We start from the raw sequence: 14,903 nt of genomic DNA on the forward strand, positions 1-14,903 counted from the left end.
ACCGGACCGGTGGCGGATATCCGGTCCGAGGAGAAATACGGTCATGGTGATACCCCCGATCATCACAACCCCGCGGAAAACCCTGGCAATCGCCCGGAGAAACCCCGTTCTCCGGACTCCTCCGCACCGACGCGGTGCCCCGCCACCGTTTCCGCTCGGCACCTCGCGCGTGTGATCGCGTCGGCCCGCACCCTCGTGCGGCGCAACGATGTTTGGCGCAACGGCACGTCGACGGGCCATCGGGTGATGTACCTGACCACGGCGTCACTGGCCGCCGGCGTCGGATTGTCCGCGCTCTACACGTCGCGAGTGCTGACCCGCGCGGCGGCAGGCGTCCCGGAGGGACGGCTGTTCACCCTGGCCCTGTACGGCGCGCTGTTCGGCAGTTTCACCATCGTTCCGCAGTGGGACCGGATGCCCGGCCGGGCCCGGCCGGTGACCGCGCTCCTGACCGTCGGCGCCGGGTACGGTCTGTTCGCCGGACTTTCGGTGGCCGAAAGCCCGGCGCTCTACCAGATCGGCGCGTGGTTGCTCGGCGTGACCGGCTCGCCGTGGATCAAGGTCGTTCTGCAGGCGAACCGGTGGATCGAGGCCGGCCACCGGATCCGCACCGATGTGCGCTGGCCGTCGACGACCTGGGCGGCGGTGATGGTCGGTCTGACCCTCGGGCTCGCCGCGGTCCTCACGGCGCAGGGCGGCCTGGTGCCGGCCGCCTGCGCGGCCGAACCGGCCGGGCGCGCCGCGTCCACCACCGGCCTGCGGGCCGCGGCACTGGCCACGGCCGGCGTGGCCTGCCTGGCCGCGCTCGCGTTGGCGGTGCTCACCCCGTCCGAGGACGGCCACCACGAGGCGACCAGCGTGAAACGGATTGTCCTGGGCTCCTTCCGGGCGCTACGACATCCGTATGTGGCCACGGTCGCCATCGCCTACGGAATGTCGTCGGGCATGCTCGGGGCCTTCGACGAACTGTGGCTGCGCGCCTTGCCGCGCACCGCACCGAACTGGCTGCCCGGACTGCTCAACTTCGGGGTCCTCTCCGGCAGCACGGCCTTGCTGGCCATCGCCTTCTTCGGCGACCGCGCGACCCATCGCCACCACCGGGCCGAGGTTTTCCTGGACCGCCACGCCCGGCCGCTGACCCTGCTGACCGGCGCGATCATGGCCCTCGGTGGAGGGTCCGTGGCGGTGTCCCAGCATGTGCTGGGCGACCCCACCGCCGGCATCGTCATCAACGCGGGCCTCGGCGAGATCGGTTCGACCATTCTGCTCCCGCTGGTGGACAGCCTGTTCAAAGCACGCTTCCCCCGCCACGCCAGAAGCCGGGACGAGGCCAACGAGGCCGCCAACACCGTCAAGGTCCTCGGTCAACTCGGCCTCGGCGCTCAACTCGGCGCGACAACCTGGGCCACCAGCGCCTGGAACGGCGTCTCGATCCTCATCGCCGCCCTGGGCGCGGGCACCTTCGCCACCACTGCCGCGCTCCACCTGTGGCGGCCACGAGTCGCCACCCGGCGCGAGCGAGTTCGCCGACAGTACAAGACGATGGTCTCGGGAGAATCATCCTTGCGCGTCACGTCACGAACATCACATCCTGGCACCGTCGCCGCGAGGAGAAGCTCCACAATGGACAGAACGAGTGCCGCGCGACGCGTTCCGGGGCTGAATCGCGGGCACTGACGTCGACCTGGTGATTGACGAGGCCGAGTGCCTGGGCTTACTGTGCTTTTCACTGACGGTTTTCGGGAAGCCGGTGAAAATCCGGCACGGTCGCGCCACTGTGAGCCCGCCATGGCGGGTGAGTCAGGTCCAGAGACCGTCACGCCGCTCCACACGATCAGGGACGCGTGATCCCTCAAGGAGGCTGACGATGACCGCCATCCCCGCCGAATCGTCCACACCGGTGGTACTGCCCGTTTCCAAGGCGGTCCTCTGGCTCGCCGGCAGCGTGTTCCTGGCGCTGGCGTTGTACTACTTCATCGGCATCGACCAGGGTGCCGTCTCCGTGTTCGGCAACGACACGCATGTTCACGAGTTCGTGCACGACGCGCGGCACTTCCTCGGCTTCCCCTGTCACTGACGCCATCGAAGATGGAGAAGAAACTCGTTCTGTCGGGCGTGCTCTCGGGTGCGCTGGCGGGACTGCTGGCGTTCGTGTTCGCGCGGATCTTCGCCGAGCCGCCGATCCAAGCGGCGATCGACTACGAGAGCGGCCGTGATGCCGCCCAGCAGGCTCTCGACCAGGCCGCGGGCATCGCGCCCGAGCCCGCCGGTGCCGAACTGTTCAGCCGCGCCATCCAGGCCAACCTCGGTATCGGGCTGGGCATGGTCGCCTTCGGCATCGCCATGGGCGGCCTGTTCGCCGTGGTGTACACCGTGTGCCTGGGCCGGGTCGGCAAGGTGCGCCCGCGCACCCTGGCGGTGCTGGTCGCGGGCGCCGGTTTCCTCGCGATCTACCTGACGCCCTTCGTGAAGTACCCGGCCAACCCGCCCGCGATCGGCCACCCGGACACCATCGGCGATCGCGGTGGTCTCTACCTGATCATGGTCGTCGGCTCGGTGATCTTCCTCGCCGCCGCGGTGGTGCTCGGGCGCCGCCTCGCGCCGAAACTGGGCAACTGGAACGCGAGCCTTCTCGCCGGGGGGGCGTTTGTGACCGTCAGCGGGATCCTGATGGCGATCCTGCCCGCGCTGGGGCACTTGTCCGCGAACGCCGCCGAGTACGGGCAGCAGGCCACCGAGACCCCGCAGCCGCTGACCGACCCGGCCGGGCACATCGTGTATCCGGGATTTCCCGCCGACACGCTTTTCGAGTTCCGCCTCTGTTCGGTCGGTGCGCAGGTGATTCTGTGGGGCGCGCTCGGACTGGTGTTCGGCCCGCTCGCCGAACGAGTGCTCCAGCGCGGCAGGACGTTGGCGGAAACCGGGTGAACACGGTGCCGGGTCTGGCGGCGCTCGGGCCGTATTTCGCGGTGGAGCACCATCCGGCCGGTGCCGTGATTCCGCCTTCGTGGCGGACCTTCGAAGACCTCGCCACGGATCCGGACGTGTTACGGGAACGGGTCGGCACGGTTCGGCACGGGCTCGCCGCTATCGGCGGACTGCCCGAGGAAACCATCGAAACGCGCGTCGCCGCGTCGGTGGCACATCTCGGCGTGACCGCACGGTTGATCTCGCCCGCGCTGGCCGTCGCCGCGGAGAGCGGGCTCGTGCTCGATCTGGCGCCAGGGGAAACGTGGTGGCAGCCGGTGTCCGGCGGGCCGATACCGGTGTCGATCCACTCGCCTCAATTCGCCCGAAGCGTGTCCGACATCGAAAAACTGGCGGCGCGGCTGGCCGAAAACGTCTTCGACGGCCCCATTCGGGCACTGGGTGAAGCCTTCGCGCGACTGTCGGTTTCGCGACAAATCCTGTGGGGCAACGTCGCTTCCGCACTCCACGGTGCCGCGACCGTGCTCGACCGCGAGCGTCCAGAGTGGACAGATCGCACGCGAGCGCTGACCGCGTCGCTGCGACACCGAGCGCCCCTGGCCGGCACCGGAGAGGTGGACACCCAGGGGCGGTTCCGGCGGCGCAGCTGCTGCCTGATCTACCGCGCCGCGCCCGGGGGATCCGGCCCGGTCTGCGGCGACTGCGTACTGGCAGGCAACCGGAGGTAACGCCGAGGCCTGCGCAGGTTTCACAAAACGCGGTTACGCTTTTTCTGCCACTGCTCCACGGCCGTCTGTACGACCGCCTCGTCCTCGACGGCACGGGCACCGGAGGCGCCCGCCGCACCGACGATCAATTCGCCATCGGTGATGAGAACGCCGCCCGCAAAGGGGATGAAGTCACCGGCGTAGAGATGCTGGATGCCGTCGACGATCCCGCCGGGCAGATCGATCAGGCCGGAGGGCTTCAGCGCGAGCAGCGCGGTGCGTGCCTTGGCCACGGCGATCCGGCTTGTCATGGGCATTCCGCCGTCGGCCCGCCGCAAGGCGATCGGCTCGCCCGCGGTGTCGACGACGGCCACCGCCAGTGGCGCGAAACCTCGCTCCGCACCGACCGCCAAGGCGGTTTGTACCAACCAATCCGCGTCGGCCAGCGGTAGGCCGGGGAAGCGTGGAGCGCCAGTCATGATCACGAAATTAGCCATGGCCGTCCCTGGAGTCAAAGCCGCGCCGCGGGAGCCAGCCACCTTCAAAGGCGCGTCAGGCGAGGAGTTCGTCCGCCCAGTAGCGGCCGGGAGCGGCGAGTCCGGCCGGGCAGGCGAACAGGCCGGAACCGACGTGCTGGATGTACTCGTTCAGGGCGTCGTTCTGACCGAGTTTCCGCTGGAGCGCGACGAACTGGGTGCGGGGATCCTTCTGGTAGGCGATGAAGAACAGTCCGGCGTCCAGTTCACCGCGCGCGGGAATGATGCCGTCGGTGAAGGAGTAACCACGGCGCAGGATGCGGACACCGTCGTTGTTCTCGTGGGCGGCCAGGCGGATGTGCGCGTCCATCGGAATGGCCGCCTCACCGGAGGCGTTCCTGGCGTTGAAATCGGGCTCGTCGTGCTCCTTCGAGCCGGTGAGCGGAGCGCCGGAGTACTTGTAGCGCCCGATGACGTTCTGCTGGTCGGCGAGGTAGTCCCGGTCCCAGCCTTCGATCCGCATCTGGATGCGCCGGGCGACCAGATAGCTGCCACCGCGCATCCACGGCTGATCGGTTTCGCCGCCCACCCAGACGTGCTGGTCCATCAACCCGGTGTCGTCGCCGGAGATGTTGCGGGTGCCGTCCTTGAAGCCCATGAGGTTTCGCGGGGTCTCCTGGTCGGCCCCGTTGGAGGTGGCCTTGCCGAAACCGAGCTGGGACCAGCGCATGACGACGGTGCCCCGGCCGAGCCGGGCCAGGTTGCGGATGGCGTGGAAGGCGACCAGCGGGTCGTCCGCGCAGGCCTGGATCACCAGATCACCGTCGCTGCGCGCCGGGTCGAGGTTCGCGGGCGGCAGGTGCGGCAGGTCCGCCAGCGCGGCCGGGCGGCGGGCCGCCAGCCCGAACCGGCCGTCGAACAGCGACGGGCCGACGCCGAAGGTGATCGTCAGATTCGCCGGTGGCAGGCCGTACGCCTCCCCGGTATCGGCCGGTGGCGCGGACAACTTGTCGTTGTCGCCCGGCACGGCACGGCCGTCGGTCATCGCCGCGGCGGCCTCGGTCCAGGTTTTCAGCAGCGTCCGCAGGGCGGCCCGGTTGCTCTCGACGCTGCCGTCGACGGTGAGGTCGTAGGTGGCGAACGCGAGGCGCGCCTGCGCAGGGGTGGCGATACCCGCCTGATGCGGGCCGTAGAAGGGAACCTTGCCCGCCGACGGGTCGGCGGGCGTGGCTTTGTCCGTGCAACCGGCCAGCGCGCCACCCGCCAGCGCGGCGCCGCCGAGCGCGAGCAGTCCTCGCCGGGAGGTGCGCAACTGGACCATCAGGCGTTCACTTTCCCGGAGACCTGGGACAGCGGTTCGGCGAGCGCGTCGACCTTCTGGGTGAGAGCCTTGCGCTGCTCGTCTCCGACAGTGGAGTAGTCCACGTAACCGTTGTCCCGCTTGTAGGGCTGGAGCGCGGCGAGGACATCGGCGTACTTACCGGCGACGGACTCCGCCAGATCGGGATCGAGCTTGCTCAACGCGGGCCGCAGCAGATCGAACGCCTTCTTGCTGCCGGTGATGTTGGCGTCGAAGTCGGACAGGTCGGCGTGGCTGTAGCGGTCCTCCTCGCCGGTGATCTTGCGGTTGGCGACCTCGTTGAGCAGCTCCGTGGCCCCGTTCGCGAGCTGAGCCGGCTGGTAGGCCGCGGTGGCCACGAGCGTCTTGAGCTTGGCCACATCGGCGTCCAGCTGATCGGCCACCGGCGCCATCCCGTCGACGGACTTCTCCTCCCACAAAGCCTTCTCCAGGCGGTGGAAACCGGTCCACTTGCTCTGGTCGGTGACGTCGTCGGCGCGCTGGTCGATGGCCGGGTCGAGGTCGCCGAAGCTCTCCGCGACCGGCTCGACCTCTTCGTAGTAGTAGCGAGCGGGTGCGTACCCCTGCTTGGCCCGCTCCACGTCACCGGCCCGGATCGCGTCGGTGAACTGCTTGGTGGCGGGGACAAGCTTGTCCACCTCGGCGATCACGTACTGCTGGTAGCCCGTGACGGCCTGGTCCAGTGCGGTCTTGACGGCGGGATCCTGCGATGCCTGGGCGGCGGCGCCGGTGACGGTGAAATCGGTCTTCTGGGTCGCGGCGTTCGGGCAGTAGACGGTGTACTTCCCGGCGTTCAGGCGCAGCGAGAAGGTGCCGGACAGACCCGGGGAGAGGTTCTCCTTCTCCCCCAGGATGACGTCGTTGTTCATGAGTTCGGCTTCGGAGACCTTGCTCGCGTTGTTGTTCTTCACCTCGAAGGTGACCGGCCCGGCGGGCACCTCGGCCGGCGTGGGACGGCAACCGTCGTCGGTCAGTTCGATGGCGACCTTGGCGGCACCGGGCGGGGCACTGTCCACCTTGTTCTGCGAGCACCCGGTGATGACCAGTCCGGCGACGGCGACCAGGCTCGTGGCGCGAAGAACGCGGGGCATGGGAGAGGTGGGCATGGGACAGTGCTCCCTGGGATGTGTCGAGGGTGGTTCGGAATCGGGAAAAGTCTTATGCGCCTTCGGCGTTCGGCTCGCCGACGGTGACGGCGGGAGCCGGTTTCCTGGCCTGGCGGCGCGGCCACCCGACATAGACGAGCATCGGCACGGCGTAGGCCAGCCACACGACCGCCTCCACGACCGTCGGCCGCGGCTGCCACCCGAGCACCCCGGTCAGCAGCGAAGACAGCACCGTGCCCGGACGCACCAGCCAGCTCAGGTCGAACGCCTGGGTCTGGCCGACGGTGAGCCACCCTGCCTCGTGCGCGGTATGGGCCGCGCCCATCATCAGGCCGGCCGCCACCAGGACCAGCACCAGGCCGGTCACCTTGAAGAACCGGCCCAGGTTCAGCCGGACCCCGCCGCGATAGATGCCGTACCCGATGCCGACCGCGACCACGAGGCCGATCAGCGCACCCGCGGTGCCGCTCCCCACGCTGGAACTGTTCTGGATGACCGAGACCAGGAAGACCGCCGTCTCGAAGCCCTCACGCAGTACCGCGAGAAAAGCCATCGCGACCAAGGCCGTGGCCGAGCCCTGAGCCAGGGCGTTGTCCGCCTGTTCTTCCAGTTCCCGCTTCATGCCCCGGGCATGGCGGCTCATCCACACGATCATGAAGGTGACCATGACGACGGCGAACACGCCGATCACCGTCTCCAGGCCTTCCTGAGCCCGTTGCGGCAACTCCTGCGACAGCGTGATCAGCCCGATCCCGATCGCCAGGCACAGCACGACCGCGGCCGCCACGCCGATCCACACCTGACGCAACGCGTCCCGCCGCCCGCTCCGGCGCAGGAACGCGGCGATGATGCCGACGATGAGCGACGCCTCGACGCCCTCCCGCAGTCCGATCACAAGGGTTGGGATCACGCTGCACTCTCCTCCCGACGACCGCCTCGTCCCGGTTAGGCTAAGCTAACCTACCACAGAAGCAATAAGGTGAGACTTAGCTAACTAACTACCCCATAGCACTTCGGGTTACGCGGCGGATGTCGAGCGCATCGTGAAGGCAAGGCTCGGCCTCGGCCGACGTGCGCGCCGACGGCCGAGGCCGGTTCGGTTCAGCCGGTTATTCGACCCAGTCGAAGGTCTTCGTCACCGCCTTCTTCCACTGCCGGTACAGCGCGTCACGCCGGGACTCGGCCATGTCCGGGGTCCATTCGTGGTCCTGGGCCCAGTTGTTGCGGATGTCGTCCTCGCTCTTCCAGAAGCCGGTCGCGAGTCCCGCGGCGTAGGCCGAGCCGAGGGCGGTGGTTTCGCTGACCACGGGCCGGATCACCGGCACGCCGAGGATGTCGGCCTGGAACTGCATGAGCAGTTCGTTGACGACCATGCCACCGTCCACTTTGAGCGATTTCAACGGCACCCCGGAGTCGGCGTTCATGGCTTCGATCACTTCGCGGGTCTGGTACGCGGTGGCTTCCAGTACCGCGCGCGCGAGGTGGCCCTTGTTGACGAACCGGGTGAGGCCGAGGATCGCGCCACGGGCGTCGGAACGCCAGTACGGGGCGAACAGGCCGGAGAAGGCGGGCACGAAGTAGGCGCCGCCGTTGTCTTCGACCGTGCCGGCGAGAGCTTCGATCTCGCCGGCCGTGCTGATCATGCCGAGGTTGTCCCGCAGCCACTGGACGAGCGCACCGGTGACCGCGATCGCGCCTTCGAGCGCGTACACCGTCTCGTTCGAGCCGATCTTGTAACAGACCGTGGTGAGCAGGCCGTTCTCCGACATCACCTTCTCCGTGCCGGTGTTGAGCAACACGAAGTTGCCGGTGCCGTAGGTGTTCTTGGCCTCGCCCGGGGAAAGGCAGGCCTGCCCGAAGGTGGCCGCCTGCTGGTCGCCGAGGATCCCGGCGATCGGGACTCCGGCCAGCACGCCCCGCTCCCGGACCTGGCCGTACTCCTCGGAGGACGATCTGATCTCCGGCAGCATGGACTCCGGGATGCCCATGTCGGACGCGATTCCGGCGTCCCAGTTCAGGGTGTCCAGGTCCATCAGCAGGGTGCGTGAGGCATTCGTCGGGTCGGTGACGTGCACGCCGCCGTCCGTCCCGCCGGTCATGTTCCACAGCAACCAGGTGTCCATGTTGCCGAAGAGCAACTCGCCCGCCTCCGCCCGCTCGCGGGCGCCGTCCACGTTGTCCAGGATCCATTTGATCTTCGGCCCGGAGAAGTACGTGGCCAGCGGCAGGCCGGTCTTGGCGCGGTAGCGTTCCTGCCCGCCGCCGAGCGCGCCGAGTTCTTCGATGATCTTGTTCGTCCGGGTGTCCTGCCAGACGATCGCGTTGTGCACCGGTTCGCCGGTCGTGCGGTCCCACACCAGCGTGGTTTCCCGCTGGTTCGTCACGCCGACCGCGACGATGTCACTCCCCCGGAGGTCGGCCTTGGCCAGCGCGTCCGCGGTGACCCTGCGCGTGTTCTCCCAGATCTCCCCGGCGTTGTGCTCGACCCAGCCCGCCTGAGGGAAGATCTGCTCGTGTTCCCGTTGCTCCGAGGACACGACCCGGCCCGAGTGATCGAAGATCATCGCCCGGGTCGAGGTCGTGCCCTGGTCAACGGCGGCAACGTAGGGCATCGGTTGTCCTCACTCTCTGGGGCTCCTGCCCTCAGCCGAGGCGCGTTCCCGCTCCGCCGCCCGTTCCTCCTGTGTCTCCCGCGGTGTGGGGACGCGACCGGGTTCCGGACCCTCGCCGACTGCCTCCCGGGCGGCCAGAACCTGCCCGATGAAGAAGTCGTAGATCAGGATGCCGACCACCCCGCCGACGAGTGGCCCCGCTATCGGGATCCACCAGTAGTTGCTGAACCAGGCACCGTCACCCGGGAAGGCCTTGCTGCCCCACCCCGTGATGAACGTGAGCAACCGGGGACCGAAGTCACGCGCCGGGTTGATCGCGTATCCGGCGTTCGTCCCGTAGGTCAGGCCGATGGCCACGACGACGAAACCGATGAGCCACGCCGCCATGTTGGAGCCCGGCGCCTGGTTACGCCGGTCGATCAGGGCCGCGATGAGGCACAGCAGGATCGCCGTGCCGACGACCTGATCGACGAACGGTCCCCACCACACGCCACCGAAATACTGCGCCGGGAACGTCGCGAATATCGAGAACGTGGCCAGTGAGTCGGAACGTGACGGGACGGGCGGAACCTGCGTGGCGTTGTAGAAGTCGATCGCGTTGTGATAGACGGCGTACACGATCGCCGCGCCGGCGAACGCGCCGACCACCTGGGCCGCCCAGTACGGAAGCACCTTCATCCACGGGAATTTTCGCCGGATGGCGAACGCGAGGGTCACGGCGGGATTGATGTGCGCACCGCTGACTCCACCGGCGACGTACACACCGAACACGACCGCCAAACCCCACCCGAAGGCGATGATCAGCCAGTTCGCCGCTCCGAAGGGGACGGACTGCCGCCCCGAGCCGGGTAGCCCCGCCACGGCCACAGCGACCGAACCACATCCCAGCACGATCAGAACGGCAGTACCGAGAAATTCTGCCAATAACTCCCCGCCAGTGTTCTGGCGCAGTCGACTTATCGCATTCGACCGTCTATGGGAGAATTGTTCGCTCATCGCGCACCTCCCGATGCCGATACCACGTCGCACGGTTCTTGTCATGTTCCTCGCGTGTCCCGCTCAGGACAAGTTGTGCGGATGCGACGGCCGGTGCGATGTCATTCCGGTGATATGCGGTAGCCCTCGGTGAGAACCGAATCGCGTTCCGGCTTTCTATTCGCGACGGGGCCTGAGTCCGTCCACGAGGAGATCGAGGAGCCTGCCGGTCCGGTCATTCCGTCCGTTGGTGACGGTGAAGATGCCGATGACGCCGGCCGCGATGTCGTCGACGGCGACATCGGAACGCAGATCACCCGCGGCACTTCCGGCGTCGAGGATGGTGGTGACCGCCGCGAGCAACTCGTCGCCGGTCCGGGCATGCGCGATCTCGCCCGAGTCGATCATGCTGCGCAGGGTGTCCACCATGCCGTGCTTGGTCATGAGCCAGTCGCCGAAGAGGTCCATCCACGCTCGCAGCGCCTCGCTCGGCGGGAGCCGCCGGAGCAACTCCCCGGCTCCCTGCGTGAGCCGCTGCACCTGGTCCTGGTAGACGGCGTCGACCAGCGCCTCCCTGGTGGGGAAGTGCCGGTAGAGGGTGGCGATCCCGACGCCGGCCTCGCGCGCGATGGCTCGCATGGACGGCTCCGTGGCGGATGCGGCGAAGGTCCGGGTGGCCGCCTCGAGCAGTGCCTGCCGGTTGCGCGCGGCATCGGCTCGGAGCTCGGCTGGGTCGACGCCGGTCAAAACGGATCACGCTCCACTTGTGTTACGCTTCGCAGGGTAATCGGAACACGATCCATTTTATCCGACCGTCCCGAAGTCCTGCTTGGTGAGGAGATGCCGATGACCGCCACGACGCGCACGCTGAGGTTCCACGAACACGGGGAACCCGTCGAGGTTCTGCGCCTGGAAAACGTGCCGGTCCCGGAGCCGGGGCCCGGCCGGATCCGGGTGGCCGTGCACGCGTGCGGGCTGGCCCCGGCCGACTGGGCGCTGTGCCGGGGCTTGTTCGCGGGCGAACTCCCCCGCGGCATCGGAATCGACGTGTCGGGCACCGTCGAGGCCGTCGGGGACGGCGTCACCGATGTCGGCGCCGGTGACGTCGTACTCGGAAACGCCGACTGGCGCGCCGCGCCGACCGCGGGCGCGTCGGACCGCGCGATCATGGACCGCTGGACTCCCGTTCCCGACGGCCTCGATCTCACGCAGGCGGCGGCGCTGCCGATGGCGGTCGACACCGCGCTTCTGCATCTGACCTGGCTGGGGATCGAGCCCGGGAAGACGATCCTGATCCACGGTGCGGGGAGCACCATCGGCTACGCCGCCGTGCAGATCGCGCTCCTGCGCGGCATGCGCGTGATCGCCACCGCCGGAGAGACCTACGCCCAGCGGCTGCGCGACCTCGGTGCCGAGGTCACCTCCTACGGGGACGGCATGGTAGAGCGGGTCGGAGCGTTAAGCGACGCCCCGGTCGACCTCGTCCTCGACACGGCACCGGTCGGCGGTGCCCTGCCGGATCTCGTCCGGATCGCCGGCGGCGACCCGAACAGGGTGCTCACCTGCGGCGGCTCGCTTCCGGAAGCCGCGGAACTCGGGGTCCGCGACAGTTTCCACGAAGACCGAACCCGGCAGCCCGCCGACGCGCTTCCCGAGTTCAGCCGGCTCGCGGCCGACGGCCGCTTCGGCATCCCCATCGCGGGAACCTTCGCCCTCGAAGACTGGAAAGCCGCCTTCGAGATCAGCCGAAGTGGCCACGCCCGAGGCAAGCTCCTCCTGCTTCCCGGTGGCGTCGCGACGGACTGAGCCGCCGCGCGGGCGGAGTGCGGCCCGTGACGGCACTTCTCACGGGCCGCACAGGCGCCACGGTAGTCTGAAAGCGATGGGGAACAACGCGGAATCATATGACCGGCTGTTCGCGCTGGGCACCGAAATGATCCGGATCCACGATTGGTTGCGCGGCGAACTGGGGCGCCTGAAAGACGAGGTCGACGCCCATCTCGACGGCCAGGGCGAGCGGCCGCGCGACCTTCGGGCGCACTGCCTGTCGTTCTGCGGCGCGGTGCGCGAGCACCATACCGGCGAGGACACCGGCGCCTTTCCCCTCCTCGCTCGGCGATTCCCCGAACTGCGGCCGACGATCGAGAAACTGGAACAGGACCACGTGCTGGTGAGCGGGCTCCTGGAGAACCTACGGCAACTGATCGAAAGCATCCCGTCCCAGCCGGGAAAGGCGGAAGCCGGCCGCATCCGCACCGAACTCGACGGGCTCAACGCGATCCTCGAATCCCACTTCTCCTTCGAAGAGCGGCGGATCGTCGACGCGCTCAACTCGCTTCCGTCCAGCGTCGGCAGCACTGAGAGCCTGCTCGGCATCGCGGCGCCCCGGCGCTGACGCGGAGGCGTCCCGTCAGTCGCGGGTCACGGGCGACAACGCCAGATCACGGCGTGCTCCCGGCCGTTTTCGGGCGAAGCGGAAAATCCCACGATGTCGCCCCGGTTGTTGATCGCGGAAGCGCTCGCGTAGAACCGGCCGTCGACGGCACCGAGTGTTTTCAGCGCGGTCACCCGGCCATGGTTCCAGCGCAGGTCACCGGTGGTCCCGGAATTCCCCACCACGACACCGGAATCGTTGAGGTCGGCGGCGGTACTCGTCGTGTCCCCGGGTGAAAGCCCAGTTCGGTGATGGCGGGATCCGCGCACGCGGGTAGAACACGAAGTCCTTTGCCCGCACCGATCGTCATCGGTTGTCGGCGTGCTCCGGCGTGGTTTCGCTGATCTTCGAAGGGGTGTGGCGGAAACGGCCGGGCGGGACACCGTACTCCCGGCGAAAGGCGGTGGAGAAGGCGAACTCGCTCGAGTATCCGACCTGGCGGGCGATGGTGGACATCGGGGCCTTCGTCTCGCGGAGCAGACGGGCGCCGTGGCTGAGCCGCCAACCGGTCAGGTAGCGCATCGGGGGTTGCCCGACGACGGTGGTGAAGCGTCTGGTGAACGCGGTGCGGGGCATCCCGGCCTGTTCGCTGAGCCGCTGGATCGTCCAAGGCCGGTGCGGTTGCGTGTGAATCGCGCGCAGGGCCGCGGCGATCGCCGGGTCATCGGCCGTGGGCCACCCGGCCGTGTCCTGCTGGTCGTGCCACAGTCGTAGCACGCGGATCAGGATCAAATCCAGCAGCGCGGCCAGTGTCGCCCCGCTGCCCATCCGCGTCTGGCCGGCTTCCGTGCCGAGCAGGTCGATCAACGCCCGCATTTCGGGATGTGAGTCGTAGTCCGGCGACACCACGATGAGATCCGGCAGCGTTCGCAGGTACTGCGGCGCGCGACCGTGGTCGAGCGAGTAGCCACCGCACAGGAACTCGAAGTCGTAAGGCCCCGGTGGCGGAGGTGTCGGGCCGAGCACCGCCGGAGGCAGGTCCGCGAACGAGCACGGGACCCGATGCATGCCGTGCTCGGCACCGGATGAGGTGAGCACGACGTCGCCGGGCGCCAGAGCGGCCGGCGGCTGGTCTTCGGTGATCAACCAGCAGGTGCCGCGCAGCACGATGTGGAAACCGGTGCCGGAAAAGGCGGGAAACCGGATGCCGGAAGGACCTGACTGGCCGATAAGCCGCCCACCGGCCGTACCGACCCGGACGGTGCGGATCACCTCGCTGATCAGGTCCATACCGGCAATGCTAGTGGCGCACAACCACGTATGAATCGGTCCTGCCCGCGTATGTTCCCGAACGCGCGACAGGTGGTTGGGTCGGTACCGCGACCGCCGGTGAACAATTTCGCCTCCCTGTTCGCCGGAAATTCGGAAACCACCTGAAGGGACAGACATGCCACCGAAGCCGGAACTGCTCGCCGAGATCTACCGGCTGGCGAGCGCTACGCAGGCATTGGCCGGAATCGGTGCCGCGCTGCGCCTGCGGCAGACCGGTGGCCACCCGGACGACGAGGTGCGTACTCGCCTCGATGCCTATTTCCGCACCCTGCTGCCCGCGGGAGCCGATCGACTCACCGACGAGGATGTCGCGGCGCTCGACTTCGTCGATCTCTTTTTCGAAGAAGCCGCTGAACTACTCCACCATCCCGGCCGCCCTCCGCGGGAAGGCGTCACCGACCCCGTCCTGCTCCAGGCGCAGGGACGGCTGTCTCGCCAGACCTTCACCGCGATCGCCGCGCTGGCCGGCACCCGTCCGTCGTTGACGGAGGCACTCCAGGGCCGGATTCTCGATGTCGGTACGGGCGCCGGTGGGCTCATCCTCGAAGCCGTCGACAGGTGCCCCTCGATCGACGCGGTCGGCATCGACGTCTGGCGACCGGCCTTGGAGTTGGCCCGGGCCAATGCGGCGGCCAGTCCCCACGCACAGCGCCTGCGGGTGCGTGAACTCGATGTCCGCGACCTCGACGAGGTCGCGGCGTACACGCTGGCCTGGCTGCCCACCGTCTACCTGTCCCGCGCCACCACCGAGACCGCGATCGAGCGAATAGGCACCGCGCTCGCCCCCGGAGGGTATGTGGTGCTCGGGTACCACGTACCTCCGAGCGACCCGTCCGCCCGTGCCTTCTCCGAACTCCGTCTGGCGCGCAGTGGCGGCCAGGGGTGGGATCCGGCCGAACTGGAGCACGCGCTCGCTTCGCGAGGTTTCACCGACGTGGAGACCTCGACGCCGATTCCTGGCGTCAACTTCGTCGTCGCGCGGCGGGCCGGACGAAGCTGAGGTGCGCAAGTCACCCAGGGTGCTTAGGCTGAA

General features: G+C 68.4%; 16 protein-coding genes and 1 riboswitch. Of the genes, 7 read left to right on the forward strand and 9 right to left on the reverse strand.

Going from position 1 to position 14,903, the window contains the following annotated elements:
* The first annotated feature begins 171 nt into the window (after positions 1–171).
* The 4 genes from ACFSXZ_RS28245 (at position 172) to ACFSXZ_RS28260 (ending at position 3,656) form a co-directional block, all read left to right on the forward strand.
* The gene (locus ACFSXZ_RS28245) at positions 172–1,677 is read left to right on the forward strand and encodes a hypothetical protein (protein ID WP_378268252.1); all 1,506 of its coding nucleotides are present in this window, start codon (positions 172–174) and stop codon (positions 1,675–1,677) included.
* 53 nt (positions 1,678–1,730) lie between these two features.
* Positions 1,731–1,819: riboswitch (adenosylcobalamin (AdoCbl) riboswitch) on the forward strand.
* A gap of 48 nt (positions 1,820–1,867) precedes the next feature.
* A complete protein-coding gene (locus tag ACFSXZ_RS28250; protein ID WP_378268253.1) occupies positions 1,868–2,077 on the forward strand; it encodes a CbtB domain-containing protein in 210 nt (69 codons plus the stop codon).
* Between the two features lie 11 nt (positions 2,078–2,088).
* The gene (locus ACFSXZ_RS28255; protein WP_378268254.1) at positions 2,089–2,928 is read left to right on the forward strand and encodes a CbtA family protein; all 840 of its coding nucleotides are present in this window, start codon (positions 2,089–2,091) and stop codon (positions 2,926–2,928) included.
* Positions 2,925–3,656, forward strand: a complete 732-nt coding sequence (locus ACFSXZ_RS28260) for a (2Fe-2S)-binding protein (protein WP_378268255.1) — start codon at positions 2,925–2,927, stop codon at positions 3,654–3,656. Before ACFSXZ_RS28255 ends, ACFSXZ_RS28260 begins: the two co-directional genes overlap by 4 nt.
* Positions 3,657–3,676: 20 nt before the next feature.
* Here the strand turns inward: ACFSXZ_RS28260 and ACFSXZ_RS28265 are convergent, their stop codons facing one another.
* From ACFSXZ_RS28265 to ACFSXZ_RS28295, 7 genes are all read right to left on the reverse strand, one after another.
* Positions 3,677–4,114, reverse strand: coding sequence for a GlcG/HbpS family heme-binding protein (locus ACFSXZ_RS28265; RefSeq protein WP_378268256.1), 438 nt, complete (start codon positions 4,112–4,114; stop codon positions 3,677–3,679).
* 73 nt (positions 4,115–4,187) lie between these two features.
* Positions 4,188–5,432: an iron uptake transporter deferrochelatase/peroxidase subunit gene (gene efeB / locus ACFSXZ_RS28270; protein ID WP_378268257.1), complete on the reverse strand. Its 1,245-nt coding sequence runs from the start codon at positions 5,430–5,432 to the stop codon at positions 4,188–4,190.
* A complete protein-coding gene (gene efeO / locus ACFSXZ_RS28275) occupies positions 5,432–6,577 on the reverse strand; it encodes an iron uptake system protein EfeO (RefSeq protein ID WP_378268258.1) in 1,146 nt (381 codons plus the stop codon). Before efeO ends, efeB begins: the two co-directional genes overlap by 1 nt.
* A gap of 52 nt (positions 6,578–6,629) precedes the next feature.
* A complete protein-coding gene (gene efeU / locus ACFSXZ_RS28280; protein WP_378268259.1) occupies positions 6,630–7,487 on the reverse strand; it encodes an iron uptake transporter permease EfeU in 858 nt (285 codons plus the stop codon).
* Between the two features lie 199 nt (positions 7,488–7,686).
* Positions 7,687–9,189, reverse strand: coding sequence for a glycerol kinase GlpK (gene glpK / locus ACFSXZ_RS28285; RefSeq protein WP_378268260.1), 1,503 nt, complete (start codon positions 9,187–9,189; stop codon positions 7,687–7,689).
* A gap of 9 nt (positions 9,190–9,198) precedes the next feature.
* On the reverse strand, positions 9,199–10,185 hold the full coding sequence (locus ACFSXZ_RS28290) for an MIP/aquaporin family protein (RefSeq protein WP_378268261.1): 987 nt from the start codon (positions 10,183–10,185) through the stop codon (positions 9,199–9,201).
* Positions 10,186–10,341: 156 nt separating this feature from the next.
* Entirely contained in the window at positions 10,342–10,911 is a 570-nt protein-coding gene (locus ACFSXZ_RS28295; protein ID WP_378268262.1) for a TetR/AcrR family transcriptional regulator, read from the reverse strand.
* Between the two features lie 99 nt (positions 10,912–11,010).
* On the opposite strand from ACFSXZ_RS28295, the gene ACFSXZ_RS28300 reads away from it, so the two are divergent.
* The gene (locus ACFSXZ_RS28300; RefSeq protein WP_378268263.1) at positions 11,011–11,970 is read left to right on the forward strand and encodes an NADP-dependent oxidoreductase; all 960 of its coding nucleotides are present in this window, start codon (positions 11,011–11,013) and stop codon (positions 11,968–11,970) included.
* Between the two features lie 76 nt (positions 11,971–12,046).
* Complete coding sequence (locus tag ACFSXZ_RS28305) at positions 12,047–12,559, forward strand: hemerythrin domain-containing protein (protein WP_378268264.1); 513 nt, start codon at positions 12,047–12,049, stop codon at positions 12,557–12,559.
* A gap of 26 nt (positions 12,560–12,585) precedes the next feature.
* Here ACFSXZ_RS28305 and ACFSXZ_RS28310 read toward each other — a convergent pair whose 3' ends face one another.
* Together ACFSXZ_RS28310 and ACFSXZ_RS28315 are read right to left on the reverse strand one after the other, a co-directional pair.
* Positions 12,586–12,867 carry a hypothetical protein gene (locus ACFSXZ_RS28310; protein ID WP_378268265.1) on the reverse strand — a complete coding sequence of 94 codons (282 nt, stop codon included), beginning with the start codon at positions 12,865–12,867 and terminating at the stop codon, positions 12,586–12,588.
* Positions 12,868–12,904: 37 nt separating this feature from the next.
* The gene (locus ACFSXZ_RS28315; protein WP_378268266.1) at positions 12,905–13,828 is read right to left on the reverse strand and encodes an AraC family transcriptional regulator; all 924 of its coding nucleotides are present in this window, start codon (positions 13,826–13,828) and stop codon (positions 12,905–12,907) included.
* A 157-nt stretch (positions 13,829–13,985) separates the two neighbouring features.
* Here ACFSXZ_RS28315 and ACFSXZ_RS28320 point away from each other — a divergent pair, with 157 nt between their 5' ends.
* Positions 13,986–14,870, forward strand: coding sequence for an SAM-dependent methyltransferase (locus ACFSXZ_RS28320; RefSeq protein WP_378268267.1), 885 nt, complete (start codon positions 13,986–13,988; stop codon positions 14,868–14,870).
* Positions 14,871–14,903 lie beyond the last annotated feature (33 nt).

Source organism: Amycolatopsis pigmentata, assembly GCF_042684065.1.
Taxonomy (GTDB): domain Bacteria; phylum Actinomycetota; class Actinomycetes; order Mycobacteriales; family Pseudonocardiaceae; genus Amycolatopsis_E; species Amycolatopsis_E pigmentata.

Bases quoted from the DNA above. Each gene is read 5' to 3' on its own strand.
- ACFSXZ_RS28250 (WP_378268253.1), top strand. From the start codon at position 1,868: ATGACCGCCATCCCCGCCGAATCGTCCACACCGGTGGTACTGCCCGTT.
- ACFSXZ_RS28255 (WP_378268254.1), top strand. From the start codon at position 2,089: ATGGAGAAGAAACTCGTTCTGTCGGGCGTGCTCTCGGGTGCGCTGGCG.
- ACFSXZ_RS28265 (WP_378268256.1), bottom strand. From the start codon at position 4,114: ATGACTGGCGCTCCACGCTTCCCCGGCCTACCGCTGGCCGACGCGGAT.
- efeB (WP_378268257.1), bottom strand. From the start codon at position 5,432: ATGGTCCAGTTGCGCACCTCCCGGCGAGGACTGCTCGCGCTCGGCGGC.
- efeO (WP_378268258.1), bottom strand. From the start codon at position 6,577: ATGCCCACCTCTCCCATGCCCCGCGTTCTTCGCGCCACGAGCCTGGTC.
- glpK (WP_378268260.1), bottom strand. From the start codon at position 9,189: ATGCCCTACGTTGCCGCCGTTGACCAGGGCACGACCTCGACCCGGGCG.
- ACFSXZ_RS28290 (WP_378268261.1), bottom strand. From the start codon at position 10,185: ATGAGCGAACAATTCTCCCATAGACGGTCGAATGCGATAAGTCGACTG.
- ACFSXZ_RS28300 (WP_378268263.1), top strand. From the start codon at position 11,011: ATGACCGCCACGACGCGCACGCTGAGGTTCCACGAACACGGGGAACCC.
- ACFSXZ_RS28305 (WP_378268264.1), top strand. From the start codon at position 12,047: ATGGGGAACAACGCGGAATCATATGACCGGCTGTTCGCGCTGGGCACC.
- ACFSXZ_RS28315 (WP_378268266.1), bottom strand. From the start codon at position 13,828: ATGGACCTGATCAGCGAGGTGATCCGCACCGTCCGGGTCGGTACGGCC.
- ACFSXZ_RS28320 (WP_378268267.1), top strand. From the start codon at position 13,986: ATGCCACCGAAGCCGGAACTGCTCGCCGAGATCTACCGGCTGGCGAGC.